Origin of the sequence: Streptomyces blattellae, from assembly GCF_009709555.1 — a bacterium.
Taxonomy (GTDB): domain Bacteria; phylum Actinomycetota; class Actinomycetes; order Streptomycetales; family Streptomycetaceae; genus Streptomyces; species Streptomyces blattellae.
Genome location: NZ_WJBG01000213.1, coordinates 121,755 through 138,924 on the forward strand (window position 1 = coordinate 121,755; position 17,170 = coordinate 138,924).

14 protein-coding genes and 1 pseudogene are annotated in these 17,170 nt (G+C 67.8%); 4 read left to right on the forward strand and 11 right to left on the reverse strand.

Features of this window, described 5'->3' with window-relative positions:
- Nucleotides 1–127: 127 nt before the first annotated feature.
- From GFH49_RS29295 to GFH49_RS29320, 6 genes are all read right to left on the reverse strand, one after another.
- Nucleotides 128–388 carry a hypothetical protein gene (locus GFH49_RS29295; RefSeq protein WP_155059068.1) on the reverse strand — a complete coding sequence of 87 codons (261 nt, stop codon included), beginning with the start codon at nt 386–388 and terminating at the stop codon, nt 128–130.
- A gap of 5 nt (nt 389–393) precedes the next feature.
- Nucleotides 394–690 (reverse strand): hypothetical protein, encoded by a 297-nt coding sequence (locus GFH49_RS40540; protein WP_230396555.1) that lies wholly within the window; start codon nt 688–690, stop codon nt 394–396.
- 255 nt (nt 691–945) lie between these two features.
- A complete protein-coding gene (locus GFH49_RS29305) occupies nt 946–2,397 on the reverse strand; it encodes an AAA family ATPase (RefSeq protein ID WP_230396561.1) in 1,452 nt (483 codons plus the stop codon).
- Nucleotides 2,398–3,702: 1,305 nt separating this feature from the next.
- The gene (gene relB, locus GFH49_RS29310) at nt 3,703–4,050 is read right to left on the reverse strand and encodes a type II toxin-antitoxin system RelB family anti-toxin (protein ID WP_138053886.1); all 348 of its coding nucleotides are present in this window, start codon (nt 4,048–4,050) and stop codon (nt 3,703–3,705) included.
- On the reverse strand, nt 4,047–4,427 hold the full coding sequence (locus GFH49_RS29315; protein WP_155059070.1) for a type II toxin-antitoxin system RelE/ParE family toxin: 381 nt from the start codon (nt 4,425–4,427) through the stop codon (nt 4,047–4,049). Before GFH49_RS29315 ends, relB begins: the two co-directional genes overlap by 4 nt.
- A 207-nt stretch (nt 4,428–4,634) precedes the next feature.
- Nucleotides 4,635–4,907, reverse strand: coding sequence for a hypothetical protein (locus GFH49_RS29320; protein WP_155059071.1), 273 nt, complete (start codon nt 4,905–4,907; stop codon nt 4,635–4,637).
- Between the two features lie 114 nt (nt 4,908–5,021).
- On the opposite strand from GFH49_RS29320, the gene GFH49_RS29325 reads away from it, so the two are divergent.
- The gene (locus tag GFH49_RS29325; RefSeq protein ID WP_155059072.1) at nt 5,022–7,112 is read left to right on the forward strand and encodes an SEC-C metal-binding domain-containing protein; all 2,091 of its coding nucleotides are present in this window, start codon (nt 5,022–5,024) and stop codon (nt 7,110–7,112) included.
- A 1,024-nt stretch (nt 7,113–8,136) separates the two neighbouring features.
- Here GFH49_RS29325 and GFH49_RS29330 read toward each other — a convergent pair.
- Nucleotides 8,137–8,793: a nucleotidyl transferase AbiEii/AbiGii toxin family protein gene (locus GFH49_RS29330; RefSeq protein ID WP_155059073.1), complete on the reverse strand. Its 657-nt coding sequence runs from the start codon at nt 8,791–8,793 to the stop codon at nt 8,137–8,139.
- Between the two features lie 11 nt (nt 8,794–8,804).
- Entirely contained in the window at nt 8,805–9,128 is a 324-nt protein-coding gene (locus tag GFH49_RS29335; protein ID WP_155059074.1) for a hypothetical protein, read from the reverse strand.
- Nucleotides 9,129–9,483: 355 nt separating this feature from the next.
- Here GFH49_RS29335 and GFH49_RS29340 point away from each other — a divergent pair, with 355 nt between their 5' ends.
- The 3 genes from GFH49_RS29340 to GFH49_RS41080 all read left to right on the forward strand — a co-directional run bounded on the left by GFH49_RS29340 (nt 9,484) and on the right by GFH49_RS41080 (nt 11,767).
- Nucleotides 9,484–11,064: a hypothetical protein gene (locus tag GFH49_RS29340; RefSeq protein WP_155059075.1), complete on the forward strand. Its 1,581-nt coding sequence runs from the start codon at nt 9,484–9,486 to the stop codon at nt 11,062–11,064.
- 395 nt (nt 11,065–11,459) lie between these two features.
- Nucleotides 11,460–11,618, forward strand: a complete 159-nt coding sequence (locus GFH49_RS29345; RefSeq protein WP_155059076.1) for a hypothetical protein — start codon at nt 11,460–11,462, stop codon at nt 11,616–11,618.
- Nucleotides 11,619–11,644: 26 nt separating this feature from the next.
- Nucleotides 11,645–11,767, forward strand: coding sequence for a hypothetical protein (locus tag GFH49_RS41080; RefSeq protein WP_268867532.1), 123 nt, complete (start codon nt 11,645–11,647; stop codon nt 11,765–11,767).
- Between the two features lie 511 nt (nt 11,768–12,278).
- Here the strand turns inward: GFH49_RS41080 and GFH49_RS29350 are convergent.
- The 3 genes and pseudogenes from GFH49_RS29350 to GFH49_RS29360 form a co-directional block, all read right to left on the reverse strand.
- A complete protein-coding gene (locus GFH49_RS29350) occupies nt 12,279–13,919 on the reverse strand; it encodes a UvrD-helicase domain-containing protein (RefSeq protein ID WP_230396556.1) in 1,641 nt (546 codons plus the stop codon).
- Nucleotides 13,904–15,910: an ATP-dependent nuclease gene (locus GFH49_RS29355; RefSeq protein ID WP_155059077.1), complete on the reverse strand. Its 2,007-nt coding sequence runs from the start codon at nt 15,908–15,910 to the stop codon at nt 13,904–13,906. The genes GFH49_RS29350 and GFH49_RS29355 overlap by 16 nt, the downstream gene beginning before the upstream one ends.
- A 909-nt stretch (nt 15,911–16,819) precedes the next feature.
- Nucleotides 16,820–16,995: pseudogene (locus GFH49_RS29360) on the reverse strand (transposase); the annotation flags it as partial.
- Nucleotides 16,996–17,170 lie beyond the last annotated feature (175 nt).

The following is a 17,170-nucleotide window of genomic DNA, read 5'->3' on the forward strand; positions in this document are numbered from 1 at the left end:
TCGGCCCCTCGGCGGCATGAGAGGAGCATCCCCGACCAGGCGCTCAGAGGACCGCACGGGCCCGGTGGACCGTCGGATCACGGCGTCGGGGCCACCCCGCCCGTCCTGGCCGAGGGCCTGGGCCGCCCTACCCGTCGCCGCCGACCGGGAGCCTTGGACGACAGCCCTCTTCGGCCAGCCAGGCGCGGGCCGGTCCGAGCCGTCGTTCACCGCTGAGCCGGTGAAACCGACGCCAGGCGCACTCGTCACGGGCGAGGACATCCTTGAAGCGCCGAAAGGCGCCTCGGCGTTCGGTGAGGCGGATGAGTTCGACGGGCCCGGCGGTCAGCTCCTCACGCAGGCGGCGGTCACGCTCCCGCGCCGCCGGCGGATCCGCTGCCGCCCCCATGACGCTCAGCAGCTCCGCGAGTTCCTGCGGCAGGCCCGCAGGCGGTTGGGGTCCGCCATCGCCTCCGGATACCGTTCCTCGGCCGCGTCCACCGCGTCGAGGGAGTCATCGAGCGCCGTGGCTCCCACAACCCGAGCCGACCGTCGGCGGTCGGCCCGGTGCCGGTAGTCCGACGCCGCCTCGGCCATGAACGGGTCCACCGGCAGCCCCTGCTCCGTGGCCCACCGGACCAGCTTGTCGACCAACAGCCCGCACGCCGCTTCGAACTCCTCCTCGACCCCGGCTTCGTACCGCATCCGCATGAGATCCGCCCCGCCTGACCGCAGCCCTGCTCGCCTCTCCACGCTACCGCCGAACTGCGACGCACCGCTCTCGGCCGAGGATCAACGGCTCGCCGCCGGCATGTCGTAGTGGCTGCCCGCGCTCACCCTGACCGTCCGGCGACGTATCGCGCATGGGCGTAGGAGCCCGCGACCTGCTCTCCGAAGAGCCCGAACTCCTCATAGGGGCCCGTCAGCCGGTGCGACCAACCCGGCCCCCGCGCTACATATCGAGAGTCACTCTCCGTGGTACAGGCGGGGCAGGTCGATCAGTTGAATCATGGGGTCGTTCTTTGCGAGGTGATTCAGCTCATCAGTGAAGCCGGTGCCGCTGAAGCAGTAGAGCCTCGTTGCCTCGGTAGCCGTACCGCTCCTGATCAGGAGGGAACGGATGTGCCGGAGGCGTTCCAGGTGGCCGGCTCCCATCACCTCACTCCACTTCGCTTCGCCGATGGCGAGCAGCACCTGGCGACCCTCTTGGCTCTCGCCGTGGACTGCGACGTCAACCTCGTGGCTGGTCCTGGCAGCCGGGTCGTTGACGGTCCCGCCGGCGACGCGTGTGACGTGCCCTCCCTGGGTGTCGGGTGCCGCATGCCAGCGGGCCCATTCCCGGCAGACCTGCTCGAAGTGCGGACCGACGACTTTGCTGCGGAAGGTGGACTGGGTTCGGCGCCATACGTCGGGCGCCCGCCCGGGGCGTTCCAGATCGCCCCAGGCCGGGCGCATGACCGCGTGGTAGAAGGTGACGAGCGGTTCGGCGATGCGGTAGGCGGAGCGGTTGCGGCGAAAGGCATCGGCTTCGTGGGTGATCATGCCGACGTCCTGGAGAACGCTCAACGGGTGGGCGAGGTCGGTGGACTTGCGTCCCAGGTAGTCGGCGATGCCGCCACGAGCGGCGTTACCGGCGGCGATGGCTGCCAGTACCGAGTGATACAACGCGGTGTCGTGAAGTTCGGGCTCCTCGGCGAGAAGGTAGCGGGCTTCCCGGAAGAGCGGACGCGCCGGGTTGAGCACCGCACGCACGACCCAGGCATCGAAGTCGTCCGGCCCGGCAGGGGTGTCCCCCTGGGTGAACTCACGGCGGTAGGCGGGGGTGCCCCCGACGATGGCATTGGTCAGCAACGCCGTGCGCGGGTCGTCGATCTCCCAGAACTCGGCCGCGAGCCGGAAGTCCAGGGTCGGAACCACGAGTTCGAGTCCGGCTCGGCCACGCAGCGGAGCATTGCCGGACAGCAACCGGCCCATGAACGACAGCGCGGAGCCGCACAGCAGCAGACGCACGGGAGTGTTGGTGTGCTGGGCAGCAGGGTCCAGAGCGCGCTGGATGATCGAAGGCAGGGAGGGAGATGCCTTGGCGAGGAAGGGGAACTCGTCGATTACCGCCACGGTGGGGCCGTCGGCGTCGGCGATGCGCATGAGTTCCGCGACCGCCTCGTCCCAGTGCGCGAAACGGAACGGAGTGGGCTGCCCGCGATAACGGGCGAGTGCCTCACCGAACTGACGCAGGGCGTCGGCCTCGGTGGTCTCGGTGGCGGTGAACATGAAGCCGCCACTGGCACGAGCGACGGCGTCGAGCAGGAAGGTCTTGCCCTGCCGGCGGCGACCGGAGACCACACCCAGCGTGGCCCGCGGGCCCGGCAGGGTGGCGAACCGGGTCAGCTCGGCCCATTCGAAGACACGGTCGAACATCTCGGCGGGCTTGTCCACAGCACCAGCTCCCACATATAGATGCAGTTATTATAGCTGGACTTATTCGCCACATCGAGCTGCCATACCGACTCCGGATCCCGCGAGGCGAACACCAGTGCCGCTGCTTCCAGGCGGTGTGCCCATTGAAGAGCGCGTACGCACTCACACCCCCGCCCTGACCCCGGACGGCACCACCGGGCCGACGGAACCGCACCCACCTTCCTGCACAGGATTGTGCGACATCGACAACCTGGCCGAAGTCAGCACTTCCCGCTCGGACACCCGCCATCAACGCCGGCTGCCGCACTGCAGTTGCACCAACGCGCTCCCCTCCCGCACTCCATTGCCAACCAGAACCGATCAGGCAGCGGCGAACTCTCGAAACCACAAGGGTCAGAGGGGCGTCCGCACACACGCCCCGGGGAACCACACCGCCACAACCTCCGACCTACGCATTGCGCCTGCGCAGGTCAACCGCCGCAGTCCAGCCCGGACGACGCAACATGAATAGCAGAAAACCCCAGGTCAGAGACCTGACCTGGGGTTCAAAAAGAGCCGCCTTCGGGATTCGAACCCGAGACCTACGCATTACGAGACCATGAGGGATCATGTTGCGTAGTGCCTGGTCGTGCTGCTGAGTGACGTTCTGCCTGATCAGAGCATGTGCGCTGGTTGCTCTGTGCTACCTCGTATTACGTCATCCAAAGGCGTCCGGCCACCGGCTGGCCACCGGGAAGGGCACCACTGGCGACAAGAAGCGGGTTCACCAGGGTTGTCGGCCTCCCACAGACCTCCTGCGATAACCCTCCCTGTCAGACTCTCGTGAGACATGAGGACAATCGAGTCTTCTGTTGTCAGTGGGGCGAGAACAGGATCTTTCGAACGTGACGCTGAGCGGTGCCGACCTTCAGGCCGGTGTGGCCGATGATGGGGCCGTGGGCAAGAAGAAGCGCGGCCCCCGTGCGGGCGGGCCAAAGCGGCAGTCCTTCACCGCGGAGTACAAGCTTCGGGTCGTGGAGGAGTACGAGCGGCTGACCGAGCCCGGGGCGAAGGGCGCGCTGCTGCGCCGGGAGGGTCTGTACCACTCCCACATCGTCGACTGGCGTGCTGCCCGGGATGCCGGAGCGCTGGGTGCGCCGGCCGCCAAACCGTCCGGACCGGCGGGATCACTCCCGCAGCGCCGACGGCGGCCCCGCCGCCGAGCGCTGCCCCCGTACCTGCTCCTATTGCCATCAGCGAGTTGGGACGGAATTGCCATGGTACGTTCCTGCCCACAGTATGGCCTGCGCCACACGCCGCAGGACACTACGCAGCGGCATCGTGCGGGGTCAGCGTGATCTTCGGTTCGTCGTCGGCGACGTCGATATCGATGCGCAGGGTGGCGTCAAGCCCCTTGGACAGCTTGTACAACAGCGTGAGGGTGGGGACCGCGTCGCTTCCCTCGATACGCGAGATCTTCGCCTGGTCCAGTCCGCACCTCTCGGCGGCCTCGGCCTGGGTCAGACCGAGTTCTTTGCGGCGGTCATAGACCACCACAGCAAGTGCCATCGCCAGCAGGTTCTCGCGTCGCTCCTGAGCGCGCTCCTCGGACTCGGGGTACCCCTCCCGGATCCGCTTCTCACGCAGGGCCTGCATCCTGGTGTGGCCGCTCATGGCATCCCTCCGTTACTCGCACTCCGGTGAAAGTCGGCATCCGCTGGGCCGTGTTCGGCCTCGCACTGCTTGCGGGCGAGGACCGCGCGGGCGATCTGCTTCTCCTCGTGTTGCTGGGTTTTGCGGAACCACGTCAAGAAGACGATCCGACGGTCCGGCGCGATCCAGTAGGTGATGCGCGCGTCGATGTCGCCGAGCACCAGCCGCAGTTCCCAGACCCCGTCCCGCAAGGGGCGGGCCAATGGCATGGGCATGGCGGGACCGAGTTCGGCCAGCAGCCCCGAGGCGTCATCGACCTTCCCGAAGTGCTTGTCCGAGAGGCCGTCGAGCCACTGGGCGACCTCCGGCTCCAGCTCGACCTGATAGAGCTCGCTCACCCCTCCACCGTATATGGCGTGGGCGACATATTTCAATGCCAACCAGGGCGCGACTCCGACCCCGGGCCCGGCCTCCCCGCGCGCGTCCAGGCCTCCGGGAAACGGGGAACCTCAGCCACCCTTCCGGCCGAGGACGCCGGACAGGGCTGCGGCAGCCTGAGCTCAGGGGAACAGCAAGGAAGCGGCGCGCAGATGTCGACCCGGTCGTCAGCCCCCGCGAATACCGCAAGGGCGTTGAGCACCTGCGTGCGGGAGGGCTCGCCCACCGGCTCGCCTCAGCTGGCGGGCAAGCCGCAGTTCCGCGCCGGTCCAGGCCTGGGCGGGCTCCCAGGCGGTGACGGGCGGGCTGCCCAGGTCGAGGCGGCCGCAGGCGAGGACACCGGGGATTTTGTCGATCTTGGCCTCGCGGATCAGGCTGCCCTCACCCAGCCAGGCGCCGCCGGCGTGGCAGCGGGGACGTGGAGACGCGGGGAGCACCATCTCGCCGACCCTGCCACCGGCCTCCGCCCCGCCTCCACGGGGAGCGAGGCCACCTGACGGTGCGGAGGGGGGAAGAGGGTTCTTCGGCCAACCACGGCCGATAGCCTGAACTGCATGCGCAGCAGCACAACTCACCCGAACCCGCCCGCAGTACCTGCGGCTCTCCGCAAGGTCGCCCAGGCGGTGCACACCGGCGACCTCGACGCCGCCGTCCGCCGCAACACCGCGGTCGGGCTCCCCCTCCGGTCCCTGCTGAGCAGGCATCTCGGACCGCGCGGGGAGTGTTCCGAACAGGACGTCGCCGACGTACTGGCCTGCACCTGGCTGCTGAGCCGGCCCGCGGCAGCGGCACAGCTGCGTAGCAGGCTGCGCCGGCATCGTCTGACCGATCCCGTCGTCCTGGACCATGTCTCACGCGAGGCCGAAGCCCTGGCCCTGGAGTCGCGATCCGACCAGGCCCACCCCTGGGCCACGGCGCTCGACGAGACGAACACACTCGCCGACGAGCGGACCGACCCCGCGTGGTCAGCGGCCCTGCTGCTCGTACGGGCCCGCATGGCCGAGGGCTCCGGAGACACCGACCGGGCCCGGACGCTGACCGAGCAGTGCCTGGCCCTCGCCCCGGCATTGCGCCCCGCCGTACGCGACGCGGCCGAGTACGCGCTGTGCGCAGGCGACTGGGTCCGGGCCCACGAGCTGGCCCGCTCCATCGCCGACGACGCCGTCGCCGAGCCCCTTCCGCACCCCCTGCAGTCACTCCTCGCCCCGCCCGCCACCGCCGGACGCGTCCCCCGCAACCAGCCCTGCCCCTGCGGCTCCGGACGCAAGTACAAAGCCTGCTGCCAGGCATCCGACCGCGCACAAGCCGTCCATCCGCTGCCCGAACGCGCCCCGGCCCTGTACGCGATGCTCGCCACCTACGCCCAGCGCGGAGGCTTCGATCACCACCTCGACCGGCTGCTGACCTGCGCCCTCGGCGCACCCTCCGCCGCCGGACTGTGCACGGACACGCTGATCTTCGACCACGGCGCGGGCGCCGCCTTCCTCGCCGCCCGCGGCCACCTGCTCCGCGACGACGAGCGCGAACTGCTGCGCACGTGGCTGACCACTCCGCTCGACCTCTACGAGGTCACCTGGGTACGCCCCGGGGAGCGCCTCAAGCTGCGCAGCCTGACCGGCGGCGCTGGGCAGCTGGAACAGCGCGACCAGTTGTTCTCCCTCTCCGTGGTCCGGCTCGACCTCGTCGTCGCCCGCTTCCTCACCGACGGGACACGGCTGCGCGCGCTGGGCGGCCTGGGTGCTCCCGGCCGCGAGCGGCGCGCGAAGTTCACCGCGCTGTTCCACGAAGGCCCTATGGCACCCCAGGACAGCACCGGCCACTTCACGGAACAGCTCCTGTGCGCCTTCGCCGACGACGGCGCACTGGAGGTCACCACCGACGACGGCACCCCTCCCGAGTGGCACGAGGTCACCTACGCCCGCGTGCCCGACGCGGCCGCACAGCTGCACGCGCACAGCACACAGCCGGGCGCGCGCCCGCTGACCACCGTCCAGGACTACCAGCAGTGGGTGGCGGCCCAGCCGGAATCCTGGCTCCAGCAGACCTCCGAGAACTCCTGGACGCTGGTGGGCAAGGGCCAGGGGCACCAGCTGCTGTCCCTGGCCGACATCAGCATCGCCCGCAGCGGCGCCCTCACCGTCTCGGCCTCCACCGCCAAGCGTCTGGAACAGCTCACCGCACTCCTGGCCACGATCCTGCCCGGTCTGCGGGAGAAGCGGCACCGCGTCACCACCGCCGCCGAAATGCTGGCTCAGACCGGCCGCGACCCGCAGTGCGAAGACGCCGACGATTCCGAACGCGCGGTACGTCTGCGCCACTTCGGGATCACCCCGCCCCCCTCCGAACCCCGCCGTGTGATGCTGGAGAGCTACTTTCTCCCCGTCCCGGAGGATGCCCCCCGCCTCGCCTCAGCCATCTCACGCGAACTGGCCGCCGAGCAGATGCTGCTCCACCCCAGCGAAGAGGACGGCCTCACGCCCGCCGAAGCCGTCGCCCACGGCGGCATCCCCCGAGCCCGCGTCGAAGCCCTGCTCGACGACGTCGAATGGCGCCGAGCCCGAATGCACCTCGAGGGCCAGGACACCGACGCCCTCCCGGACGCCGACGACCTGCGCCGCCGCGTGGGCCTCACCCGCCGCAGCTGACCCCGCGCCGCACGCGGTCAGCCACCTCACCCGCACGCCGATGCCCCGGCGCGGGGGCGCGGGGGCGCGGGGGCGCGGGGGCGCGGGGGCGCACTCGGCGATGAAGGCGGCGTTCGCCCCAATCCGGGCACAGGCAGCGGGCAAGACCCAGCCCCGTCACGTGCACCGCCCCTGCCTCCACGAGCGCTGCGGGGCCTAACAACGATCCCCGCGATCACACGGCTTCGCCTCTACTTGCCCGCCGCCCATAGTCGCAGCATGCAGCTATGGGAGCCCGCCTCGCACCGCAAGCCGGGTACGCCAGCGTCACGTTGTCCGCTGCCTACAAAAATCAGCGCCCTCACCGGACCTCATTCACGGCACCTCGGACTCCTTCGGGACACTGACGTTGCACGAATGGCCACCACTTGGCCACCCCTACCCCTGCAGGTACTGACCGAAGCGTCAGCAGGATCTCAAGAAACACCAGGTCAGCCGCCTCGTCCGGCGACACAGGCGCATCACCGATTCCGAAGAGTGAAGCCTTTGACCTACGCATTCCATGCACGGGCACCCGAAGCGCTACATGCGCACATTCCAAGGTCAAGAAAACGAAAAAACCGCAGGCCAGAGGCCTGACCTGCAGTTTCCCATGGAGCCGCCTTCGGGATTCGAACCCGAGACCTACGCATTACGAGACCATGAGCATTCGTGTTGCGTAGTGCTTCGTCATGCTGCCCGGTGACGTTTTTCCTGATCAGAGCACGCACAGCAGGTTGCCCCGTGCCACCCCGTGACGCACCGTCCAAAGGCGTCTGTCCACCGGCTGTCCACCGAAGGGGTTGCCGTCGGCCCACCGGCGGAACTGGAGCCGGGCTTGCGACGACACTGTCAACCGTTCAGAGAGACGAACGGAGGTCACTGTAGGACCTTCACAAGCACCCCTTCGCTGGGCTCCAGCACCGTGGTCCCCCGGGTGCCGGACCCCGGGGCTGGCAAAGGAGCCCGCGCCTGTGGGCGCTCGGGGTCAACAAAGCCGGGTGAGTCATCTCTCGTCGAGCCGTTCATCGAGGATCTCGGCAGCCCAGGCGCGCAACCGTCGACGCATGTCCTCCACCTGGCCGCCATCGACGCCGTAGACCTCGTACTCCCGGTCCGGCCAACGGTCGACCGCCCGCAGCGCTTGGGCGAAGTAACGCGGATCGAACCCGACGTCGTGCTCCGACGCCAACTGCAGCAACCGCCCACCCGAGTACCGCCCGGAGGCGAGGGCGGCATTCACGTCGAGGTAATCCCGTGGCGCAGCCCGTCCGAAGAGGGTGGTCACCTTGTTGGCCACCGCGTCATCGGGGTGGAGGACCGGGCCGATCTCCAGCACGGCAGGCGGTCGAGCCCGCCAGTCGCATCCGAGTTCCACCTTCGCCATGTGCCCCTGTTCGTCGGCAACCGCGAACCGGGCGAACACCCCGGCGGACTTCTCCACCTCGACGGTCAGGTCGGCCGCCTGGTAGGCCGCAGCCACCGCTTCGACAGCCTCGGAGAAGGCGACGGGGTCGGCAATGTCCGTGAAGAGGTCGACGTCGTCCGACAGCCGTTCCAGGAACCCGTGCGCCTGAACCGCGTACCCGCCGGCCAGGACGAAGCCGTATCCCGCGGCGGCTTCAAGACCGATACGAGCGAGTCGGGCGTGAAAGGGATCCATACGGGTGGATACTACGCAGCCCTGCGGGTCAGTTGCGGGAATCGCCCTTCCCACATCAACCGTGCGCGCGGCGGAAGCCACAGCCTCTGCCACACGGCCGAGAGCAGCACCGGGTCCAGGAACTGCCGTAGCTCCTCCACATGCATGGCCTCCCGGATGATCGTTTCATAGAGCATCCGCAGGTCGACGTCGTCCGACAGGTCGTAGACGCGCTTCGGCGTCCAGTCCAGCACGGTCGGCAGAACCACCACCCCGGCTGCCGGACCGGCCAGCTCCTCCAGCGTCTCCGGAACCGTGTAGGGCCGGATCTCCGCATACCGCACCCGAGACTCCATGCCCCCAGTATGCCCAGCCTCAGCCCTCGACAGCCACGGCCACCCACGAGTCCGGCCTGAAATCCGCTCCCGCTGGGACTGGTCCCTGAGGATCGGTGCTCCGGGCAAGGGCATGTGGGTCGAGCATGAACACCTGGAGGCGCAGTGGTCGCGCGGGCGAAGGCCGCCGTGGCGTCGCGTCCAGGTCGGAGCCCTTACGCTGATCCGGGTGAGTTCCAGGAAGAGCCGCCGTACTCGATCCACGTCCTCCTCTCCTCGGGCGACCCGCCTCAGCGGCAATCCCGCCCGCCGGGCGCAGGCGGCCTCTGCGCGGTCCGTGCCGCGTGCACCGGCCCTGGCTGCCGCACTGGCCGCGATGGCGGAACAAAGCGGCGGGATCTTCCTGGCCCTGCCGGACGCGCTGCATGCCGAGAGCTTCGCCAGCGGCCTGATCGGACAGTTCCAGCACCGGGTGCCTGATGCGGTAGCACTGTTCGACGTACTGCTCGACCTCGTCGACGCGTTGGAGCGCGCGGACAGGCCCGGGCAGTACGCCCTACTGTGCGCGCTCGCAGCGATCGGCCCGGCTAGGATCGCCGCGGCGGCCCGAGTTGCTGCGGACCGGATGCTCGCCGGGGCCGATCCGGCACGAGCGGGCTGGCAACTGCCCGTCTGGCTGCCCTCCGTCGGGCAGGTCACCCCAGGGACGTGCCGACGGTGGACCGACCGGTTCGGGGAAACCGAGCACTTCCTCATCACCTACCGGTATGCCGAGGACGGGCCCGAGCACGCCCTGTACGTCACCCGTGACCACAGCTGGCACGGGGCGCTGTGGTCCTCGACCCTCGTCACCGAGGACCGCCTGGACAAGGTCTGTGAGGAATTCGGCAAGCAGGCCCGTAAGGAGGGGGCCGCTCTGGAGATGATCCCGGCCCGCGAGGCACACGACGCGCTGCGGCACGCGACTCTGGCCTTTCTGGAGCACCGGCACGGGCCTCCCGAGACCGGGGGCGGCTGGCCCGACCGGGACTTCTTCGAGACCCTCAGCCTCACCGTGCACCGCGGGGCCGCGCTCCAGACCGAGGCCGCCCCCGATGTCCTCGCCATCGGTACCTCCACCGTACACACGCCCTCGGCCCTGTCGTGGCAAGCCCAGGACGCCGAGAAACTGCACGCGCGGTTCCTCGCCTCCCCCGAGAGTACGCGGCTCACCGGCCCCGCAGCTCGCACCCTGCCTCTCAACCTGATGCGGCTCAGCGCCGACTTCATGGGCCGCGACCCCCGCCGTATCGGCCCCAGGACCCTGGACCGTCTGCTGGGCGAGCTCCTCCCCGCCTCCTTGCTCGCCCCTGACACCCTCCTCGAAGAGCTGCCCGCCGCGGTGGAGGCGTGGTTCGGGTGGCTGGGAGCGGCATACCTTCCCGCCGGCGAACGCAAGGCGGTGGCCCGGCAGGTGCGCAAGCTCGCCGCAAGGCTGCCCAAGCTTGCCCGCGCGGCCCACAATCCCATGCGCCCCTACATCGCGGACGTCCAGGAGAACGGCCACGATGGCGACATCCTCCAAGCCGTCCTGGAGCGGAGGAGCTTCGCTGTTCCGTACCCGGGAGAGCGGCTCGTCGAGCCGGGCACCCCGCCGGAGCTCATCGCGAGGCTGAATGCGCAGACTCCCGACGTTCCCAAGGACCGGGAGGCGATTGTGCTCTGCGAACTCCTTGCCCGGGTGCTGGACCCGGCGGAGTATCCGTGCCACGTCCATGTCGTCGAACAGCTCTGGGCCGATCAGCCTCGGGAGGTCTGGGAGAGCGCCCAGCGGCTGCGGGCGCGCGGCCTGCCCCGGGAACGGGTCTTGGAGCTTCTCGCGGGAGCGCTCCGCCCGCACGTGCGCGAGCTTCCCGGGGGGATGGGCGGGGCCGGTTTCGACGCCAAGCAGTATCTGGACTCTCTCGCCGCCCTGTAGAGCGCGGCTGGCGTACGGCGGGGCCGGAACGACCATGGCCTCGGTTCGCGGTCGGCGTCCCGCCGTTATGCGGGCACTCCGGCGTCAGGGTGGGAGAGTACGAAGATTCCTGCGCTCGCAGGGGCGGCGTCTGCTTCATCGAGGCCCGCGAACCCCTGGAAGACGTGCGGGACACCCGATGGCACCTCAGGGGTGACGGCGACGTCGGCGGCTACGGCCTGCGCGGCCAGCCCGTGGCATCGTCGAAGACGATCTCGTGCGAGCCGGCTTGGATCAGCAACGGCGGCAGCCCGGTAAGACGCTTCACCTTCTCGGACACCAGGCGGGCAGGCCTCACCCCAACCGTCCCGGCCGGTCGCTGGTGTGGTGCGCGGCGGGGTTGCCAGAGTCGAGGCGTGTATCTCATCCACGTCCATCTGAACGGGCCGCCGGGAGCCGTACTGCTGGCCGGTATCGAAACCCTGGTCTGGTCCGTCGCGCGAACGGCGGACCGGTTCGAACACATCGTGGTGCATCCCAAGGGCGGCCCTACTCCGTCATCGGGCTGCACCTGATCGCGGAGCAGGCGAAGGACGCCCGTATGCTTGCCCTCGGCGTGTGCCGCCGGGCGCTGGCCGCGTCGCGGGCAACGCTGGCCGGGTGGCAGCTGGTGGGCGCCGAACTTCCCACGGGCACACCGCTCGGCGACTGGCCGCCGGACTGACGGCGCCCCGGCGGCCCTGGACGGAACGGTCCACTGCCTTTTCCGTCCAGACCGGTTCCCTTCCGCCCCATCGCCGCGCCGGGCGAAGGTGCTGAGCACCCGCTGGTTCGCTCCGGTATTGACGTGACCTGCGCAGTGACGCCCGCCGACGGCGCGGGCGGCAGGCGCGCGGCCCATCATGGTGCCCGATCCGACGCGGACCACGGATGTGCTGGCTGGGCCGGCCCGGGAGGGTCTCGCCGCCGATGACTTCGCGGTGGTCTGCAGCGGCCTTGAGTTCTGCCTGCTGGCCGCTGCCGCCGTCGCCGACCTTGCCAACGGCGGCAGTGGCCCGGTGTTCCCTCGATCAACGATCCCATCAACCTCACCTCCTCCACCCACACGGTAGAGACCCCACCACGCCACCATCACCGGAACGGAGCTTTCCCAGCTCAGCCAGTCCCCCGAGGAGAGCTACACCCATCGGGCATAGCTACGGTTTGTGCTCGGGTGGCGCTGCGCGGTCAGAACGTTAGCCGTGGACGGTGGCACCGCTGAACCATTCCCGTGCCACTGCTTCGCTGCGGGGGCTCAGCGGAGTCACGAAGACGACCGCTAGGCGACTGACGGCCCGGGAGCAACAGACGTAGAAGACGTTGCGGGAACGGGAGGCTCGTTCCTTACGGTGGTCGTCTCCGGTGAGCATCCGGTCGACGTTGAACTGGTTCCATGCGCTGTCGTCGATCATGACCACGACGTTCTCGAACTCGTCGCCCTTGACGCCGTGCTGGGTCGAGAAGGGGGTGAGCTCGTTGCGGTACTCGGTGAGACGGACGACCTCCTGGTATTTGATGGCGCGCAGGCCAGCCGCGAAGTCGGCGTCTCTTTGGGCACGTTCGTCGAGGTCCTTCGCGCCGATGGTGCGTTCGATGGATTTGACCCTGCCCGGCGGAGTGATCAGCTTGGCGCGGGTGACGGCGTCAAGGACGTCGCCTACGCTGCCCGTGGCCCGGACTGCGGTGATCTCCTGGAGTATGCCGTTGATCTTGGCTTTGTCCGAGTGCTTGCGGATGGTGAGGGGCCCTGTGCCGAGCAGGGTGGTGAGGTGGGCGTACTCCTGGGCTTCGTACGCGGCGCACAGTTCCTCGATGTTCTTCATGAACTGGGCGTAGGGCTCGGTTCCCTCCAGAAGGTCGTCCCTCCCATGACTCCCTCGTTTGCTGTAAAGCTGGAGGAGGTTGGGGTAGCCATGAGCGGCTGCGATGCTGCGGTGCGTCAGGCTCAGGTACTTGACCCCCGTCGCAGGCCAGCCGCAGGTGTCGAGCACTGTCCGGGCCCGCTGGATCGGGTCCTCGTCCTCAGCGCCGGGCAACTTGAGAATCAGGCGGACCTCGCCTGCGGTTTTGTCCGGGTCCGGTTGCTGGATCAAGTCGGGTCGGATCTTGTTCAGGACGTCGACGATCGGCTTCGCGCAGCGGTGGTTGCCATGCATGGTGAGCGTGATCAGGTCGTCCCGCTCCAGGGCGCCGACGCCGGTGTTGTAGATCTTCTGCATGGAGTCGCCGAAGAAGCCGACGGTGCAGGCGGGTCCGGTCGCCGTGGCGATGTGGTCCAAGAGGAGGGTGACGGTGGCAGGGAAGGTGTCCTGGTACTCGTCGACGAAGACCACCGGGTAGCGGTGGGCGATGATCCTCGCGAGTTTGGAGTGAGAGCCGATCAGTGCGGATGCGAGCGCGAGGACCTCGTCGTGGGAGATTTTCCCGTCGGCGAAGCGCCGGCCCCGATCGTGGTACTCGATCCGGAGGCCGGAAGCGAGTTCTGCCATGTCCTGGGGGCGCGGCAAGCCTTGGTTGTACTCGATGAGAGCGTCCAGCAATTCGCGCTGATGATCTTGGATCAGACTCCACAGGAACTCGTGGATCGTGCCAACGTACACCAGGGGGTCGTCAGCGATGCGCCGCTTGATCTGGTGCTTGGCCACGTTGGTGTAGGTGATGCAGGCGATCTGCTTACCGGCCTGCTCCAGGGCGGACCGCCGGGTGTCGAGCAGGTAGAGAAGGGCTTCCACCAGGGCCGTGGTCTTGCCGGCGCCGGCCCCGGCTTCCACGAGGAAGTTGCTCCGGGCGTCGAGGGCGGCGCGGATACCTTCGCGGACTTCTACCTCATCAGCCACTGCAGGCCTTCCCGGATATAGCGGGGGACCGTCCAGCCCTCCGTGAGGACCATGTCGAACGCGAAGTCGGTTTTCTTGCGGCTCAGTCGCTCGGCGATGGGGAAGGCGGCGGCAGCGATGGCCTCGGGGCTCGGCATGATGCCGACCTCGCTGGTGAAGGCGTTTTTGAGGGCCAGGGTGCCCAGGTTGCGAGCGAACATGTCGGCGTTGGCGATGATCATGGCGTCCTCGAAACTGCGCCCGCACGGCCCCCCGTCCGCTTCCGGCATCTCGTAGGCGACGCGTACGTTACCGCAGACTTTCGCCTCTGCCGGGGCCTGCAGGAGCGCCTTGACCTCACTGAGCTTCGGCACCCAATCCTTGAGGGTGGCATTGGAGGTGAGGGCGCCGCCGGTGTCGGGTGCGCAGCGTGTTTTGGTGGCGGGGTCGACCGAGTCGAGGTCGGTGATTACCAGCGCCGGGACGCCGAGGAACTCCAGGAGAGTCTTGAACCGGGCGGCGTATGCATCACCGACCTCAATGATCGAGATGTACTGGTTTGCCAGTTCCGGCGCACACTTGCTGATCATGGCGCGGAGGAGGAGCCGTTCAGCGGTTCCCTCGATCAAGATGATGCGGTCGGCGAAGAACATGTCGCAGCGGTGCGTGTGCATGTACTGGGCGAGGAACTGAAGGGTCGTCCTCCCATTGGTCTGCTGCTTGGTGGTGTGCTCGAAGTCGGAGAGGTCCTTGACCTTGAGGGAGGGGCCGTTGCAGTCGAAGTAGCGCACGGCACCAAAGCCGCTACTCGCGACAATGTGCGAGGAATGGGTGGTCAGGACCGCCTGGACGGCCCACTCTTCTCTCTCCAAGAGGCGGTTGATGTTGCTGATGAAGACTTCCTGCATCTGGGGGTGCAGGTGGGCTTCGGGTTCCTCGATGAAGAGCAGTTGCAGGGCCGGTCGGGGCTTCAAGCGCAGGTAGGCGTGGTAGAAGCCGATGACCTGGACCACGGTGCTGATGAGCTTGCTGTAGCCGAGGCCGTTGTGCCCCTCAGGCAGCGGATGGTCGCTCCCAGGTGAGGCGTACTGGATGCGGGTGCTGCCGCGGAGGATATCCCCGGACTCGATCAGCGAGATGATCTCCGGCGTTTGCAGCGGAGCGATAGTGCCTACGCCGAAGGTCCGCAGTTCGTCGAGGATGGGTCGGAACAACAGGCCGTAGTTGGTGTCGATGCTCTTCGAAGCGACGGCCAGCGCCTGCTCGATGCCCTCGATGTTCTGATTGCGTTCCTCGTCGGCGCTGTTCGCCTTGTAGAAGGTCTCGAAGGTCTTGGACAGCGTGCGGGCCCGGTCTGCGGGGACGTCGTCGATACGGGGCTGGGCGTGGATGGACTTTACCGACAGCACCCTGCGCGCCGCAGCCGGCGTGATCTCCCGGCGGACGTTCGGGTCCAGGGCAGAGACAGCCCAGTAGGAGGGGGCGTAGAAGGTGGAAAAATTCTTGCGGAGGAACTTGCCCCAGTCGAAGGCCGGGCCTTGCCGGGTCAGGGCAGCGTCCACTTGCTCGAGAAGGTCGCGCGGCCGCTTCACACTCAGGACCGCTTCGAGCCGGGCCTCCAGGCAATCCTCGTCCAGGTCCAGGATGATCCCGGACAGCAAGGCGAGGTCGTCCTCCACGGTGTAGGCGATGACGACCTGCAGACTGATGGCAGGGATGAGCTCTTCAGCTGCCTTCAACTGCTCTTCGCGGGTCTCGCTGCTGTCCTCCGGAACGGCCCGGGCGGTGCGGTAGGCCTCCACGGCCGACTTGATCCCCTTGATCTTGCTGACGGACAGGTCCTCCAGGACGAACTTGCTGTCGTCGCTGCCAAAGAACTTGTCGAAGAGGTTGGCGAAGGACGTCTTGCCGCTGTTGTTCCGGCCCACTACGAGCGTGGCCTTCTTGTCGATCTTCACCTCTACGTCCTGCAACGCGCGGAAGTTCGTCACTTTGGCACAGGTCAGCTGCACTGGCTCTCCCGAGCTGTTCCACCCCTAGCGTGCCGCAACGGCCCAACAGGCACGCCAATTTCATGCAGTATCAGGTACACCACTGGCCCAGATCTGCGCTTCACCAAAAGTGGATCACGCGTTCGACTACTCAGGTGCTTCGCTCGGGCCTAAGCCGCCGAGCGGAGGCCGGCGCAACTGCGGCAGTGGGGCCATGCCTGAGTGCCGCGACGCGGAGCTACCCGCCGTGTGATGCGGGAGCGTATGGCACGGGCATCTGTCGGGAAAGCACAAACCCAAGATCGCCAAGCCCAGCTCACGGACGACACAACCGGCGCCAGGACTCGGACGTCCCGCGTCCATGTCTGACGCTTCATCACGCACAGCTGTCCACCGGCTGTCCACCGAGACATCACGCACCAGGCGAATTTCGGGGCTCAGCCGATCAAAACAGCAGATCACAGCCTTGCGACCACACATCGACGACTGCGAGTAAACCTGTGACCTACGCATTGCGATGCGCAGGTCACACATATCCGATTCACCCGGAATTCAAGGTCACCCGAAGGAAGAAACCCCAGGTCAAAGGCCCGACCTGGGGTTTCCCTCGGAGCCGCCTTCGGGATTCGAACCCGAGACCTACGCATTACGAGACCATGAGTGATCGTGTTGCCTGGTGCCTCGTCGTGCTGCATGGTGACGTTCTGCCTGATCAGAGTATGTGCAACAGGTTGACCCGTGCTACCCCGTGATGCACTGTCCAAAGGCGTCTGTCCACCGGCTGTCCACCGACAGAGCCGCCGAAGGGATGTCCATGAAGCGATCGTGGGGTTGCAGGCGCAGTTCTCTCCGGGGCCAAGCTTACCGCCAAGGACACTTATGCAATCTCCACAAAGTTCCTCGTGTATCGCGAACGATCACATCCGGGCGGTGCACGTCCGCCTCCATGATGACCGCATACAGTGCCTGGTCGATGCGGCGGCGCCGTTCCAGCAGGCTGGGGAAGAAGCTGCTGCTGCGCAGCTTCGGGATGGCCAGGTCCAGATCGCCGGCCTGGGTGGCCAGGCCTTGTCCCGGTGGCCGTTGCGGTAGGCGGTGCGGGCTTCGTGGAGGTAGTCGACACACGCCGACATGGGCCTGTGTAGGCACCATGCTGGCACAGTTCGTCGAAATCCCACAGGCGCTACTGCGCGCTCCAGGAATCTGTGCTCCGCGCCACGCTCGGCATCCTCGCCCGGACCGTCGAGCACAGCACTTGAAGGGCGGCAGCCCGATGAGGGC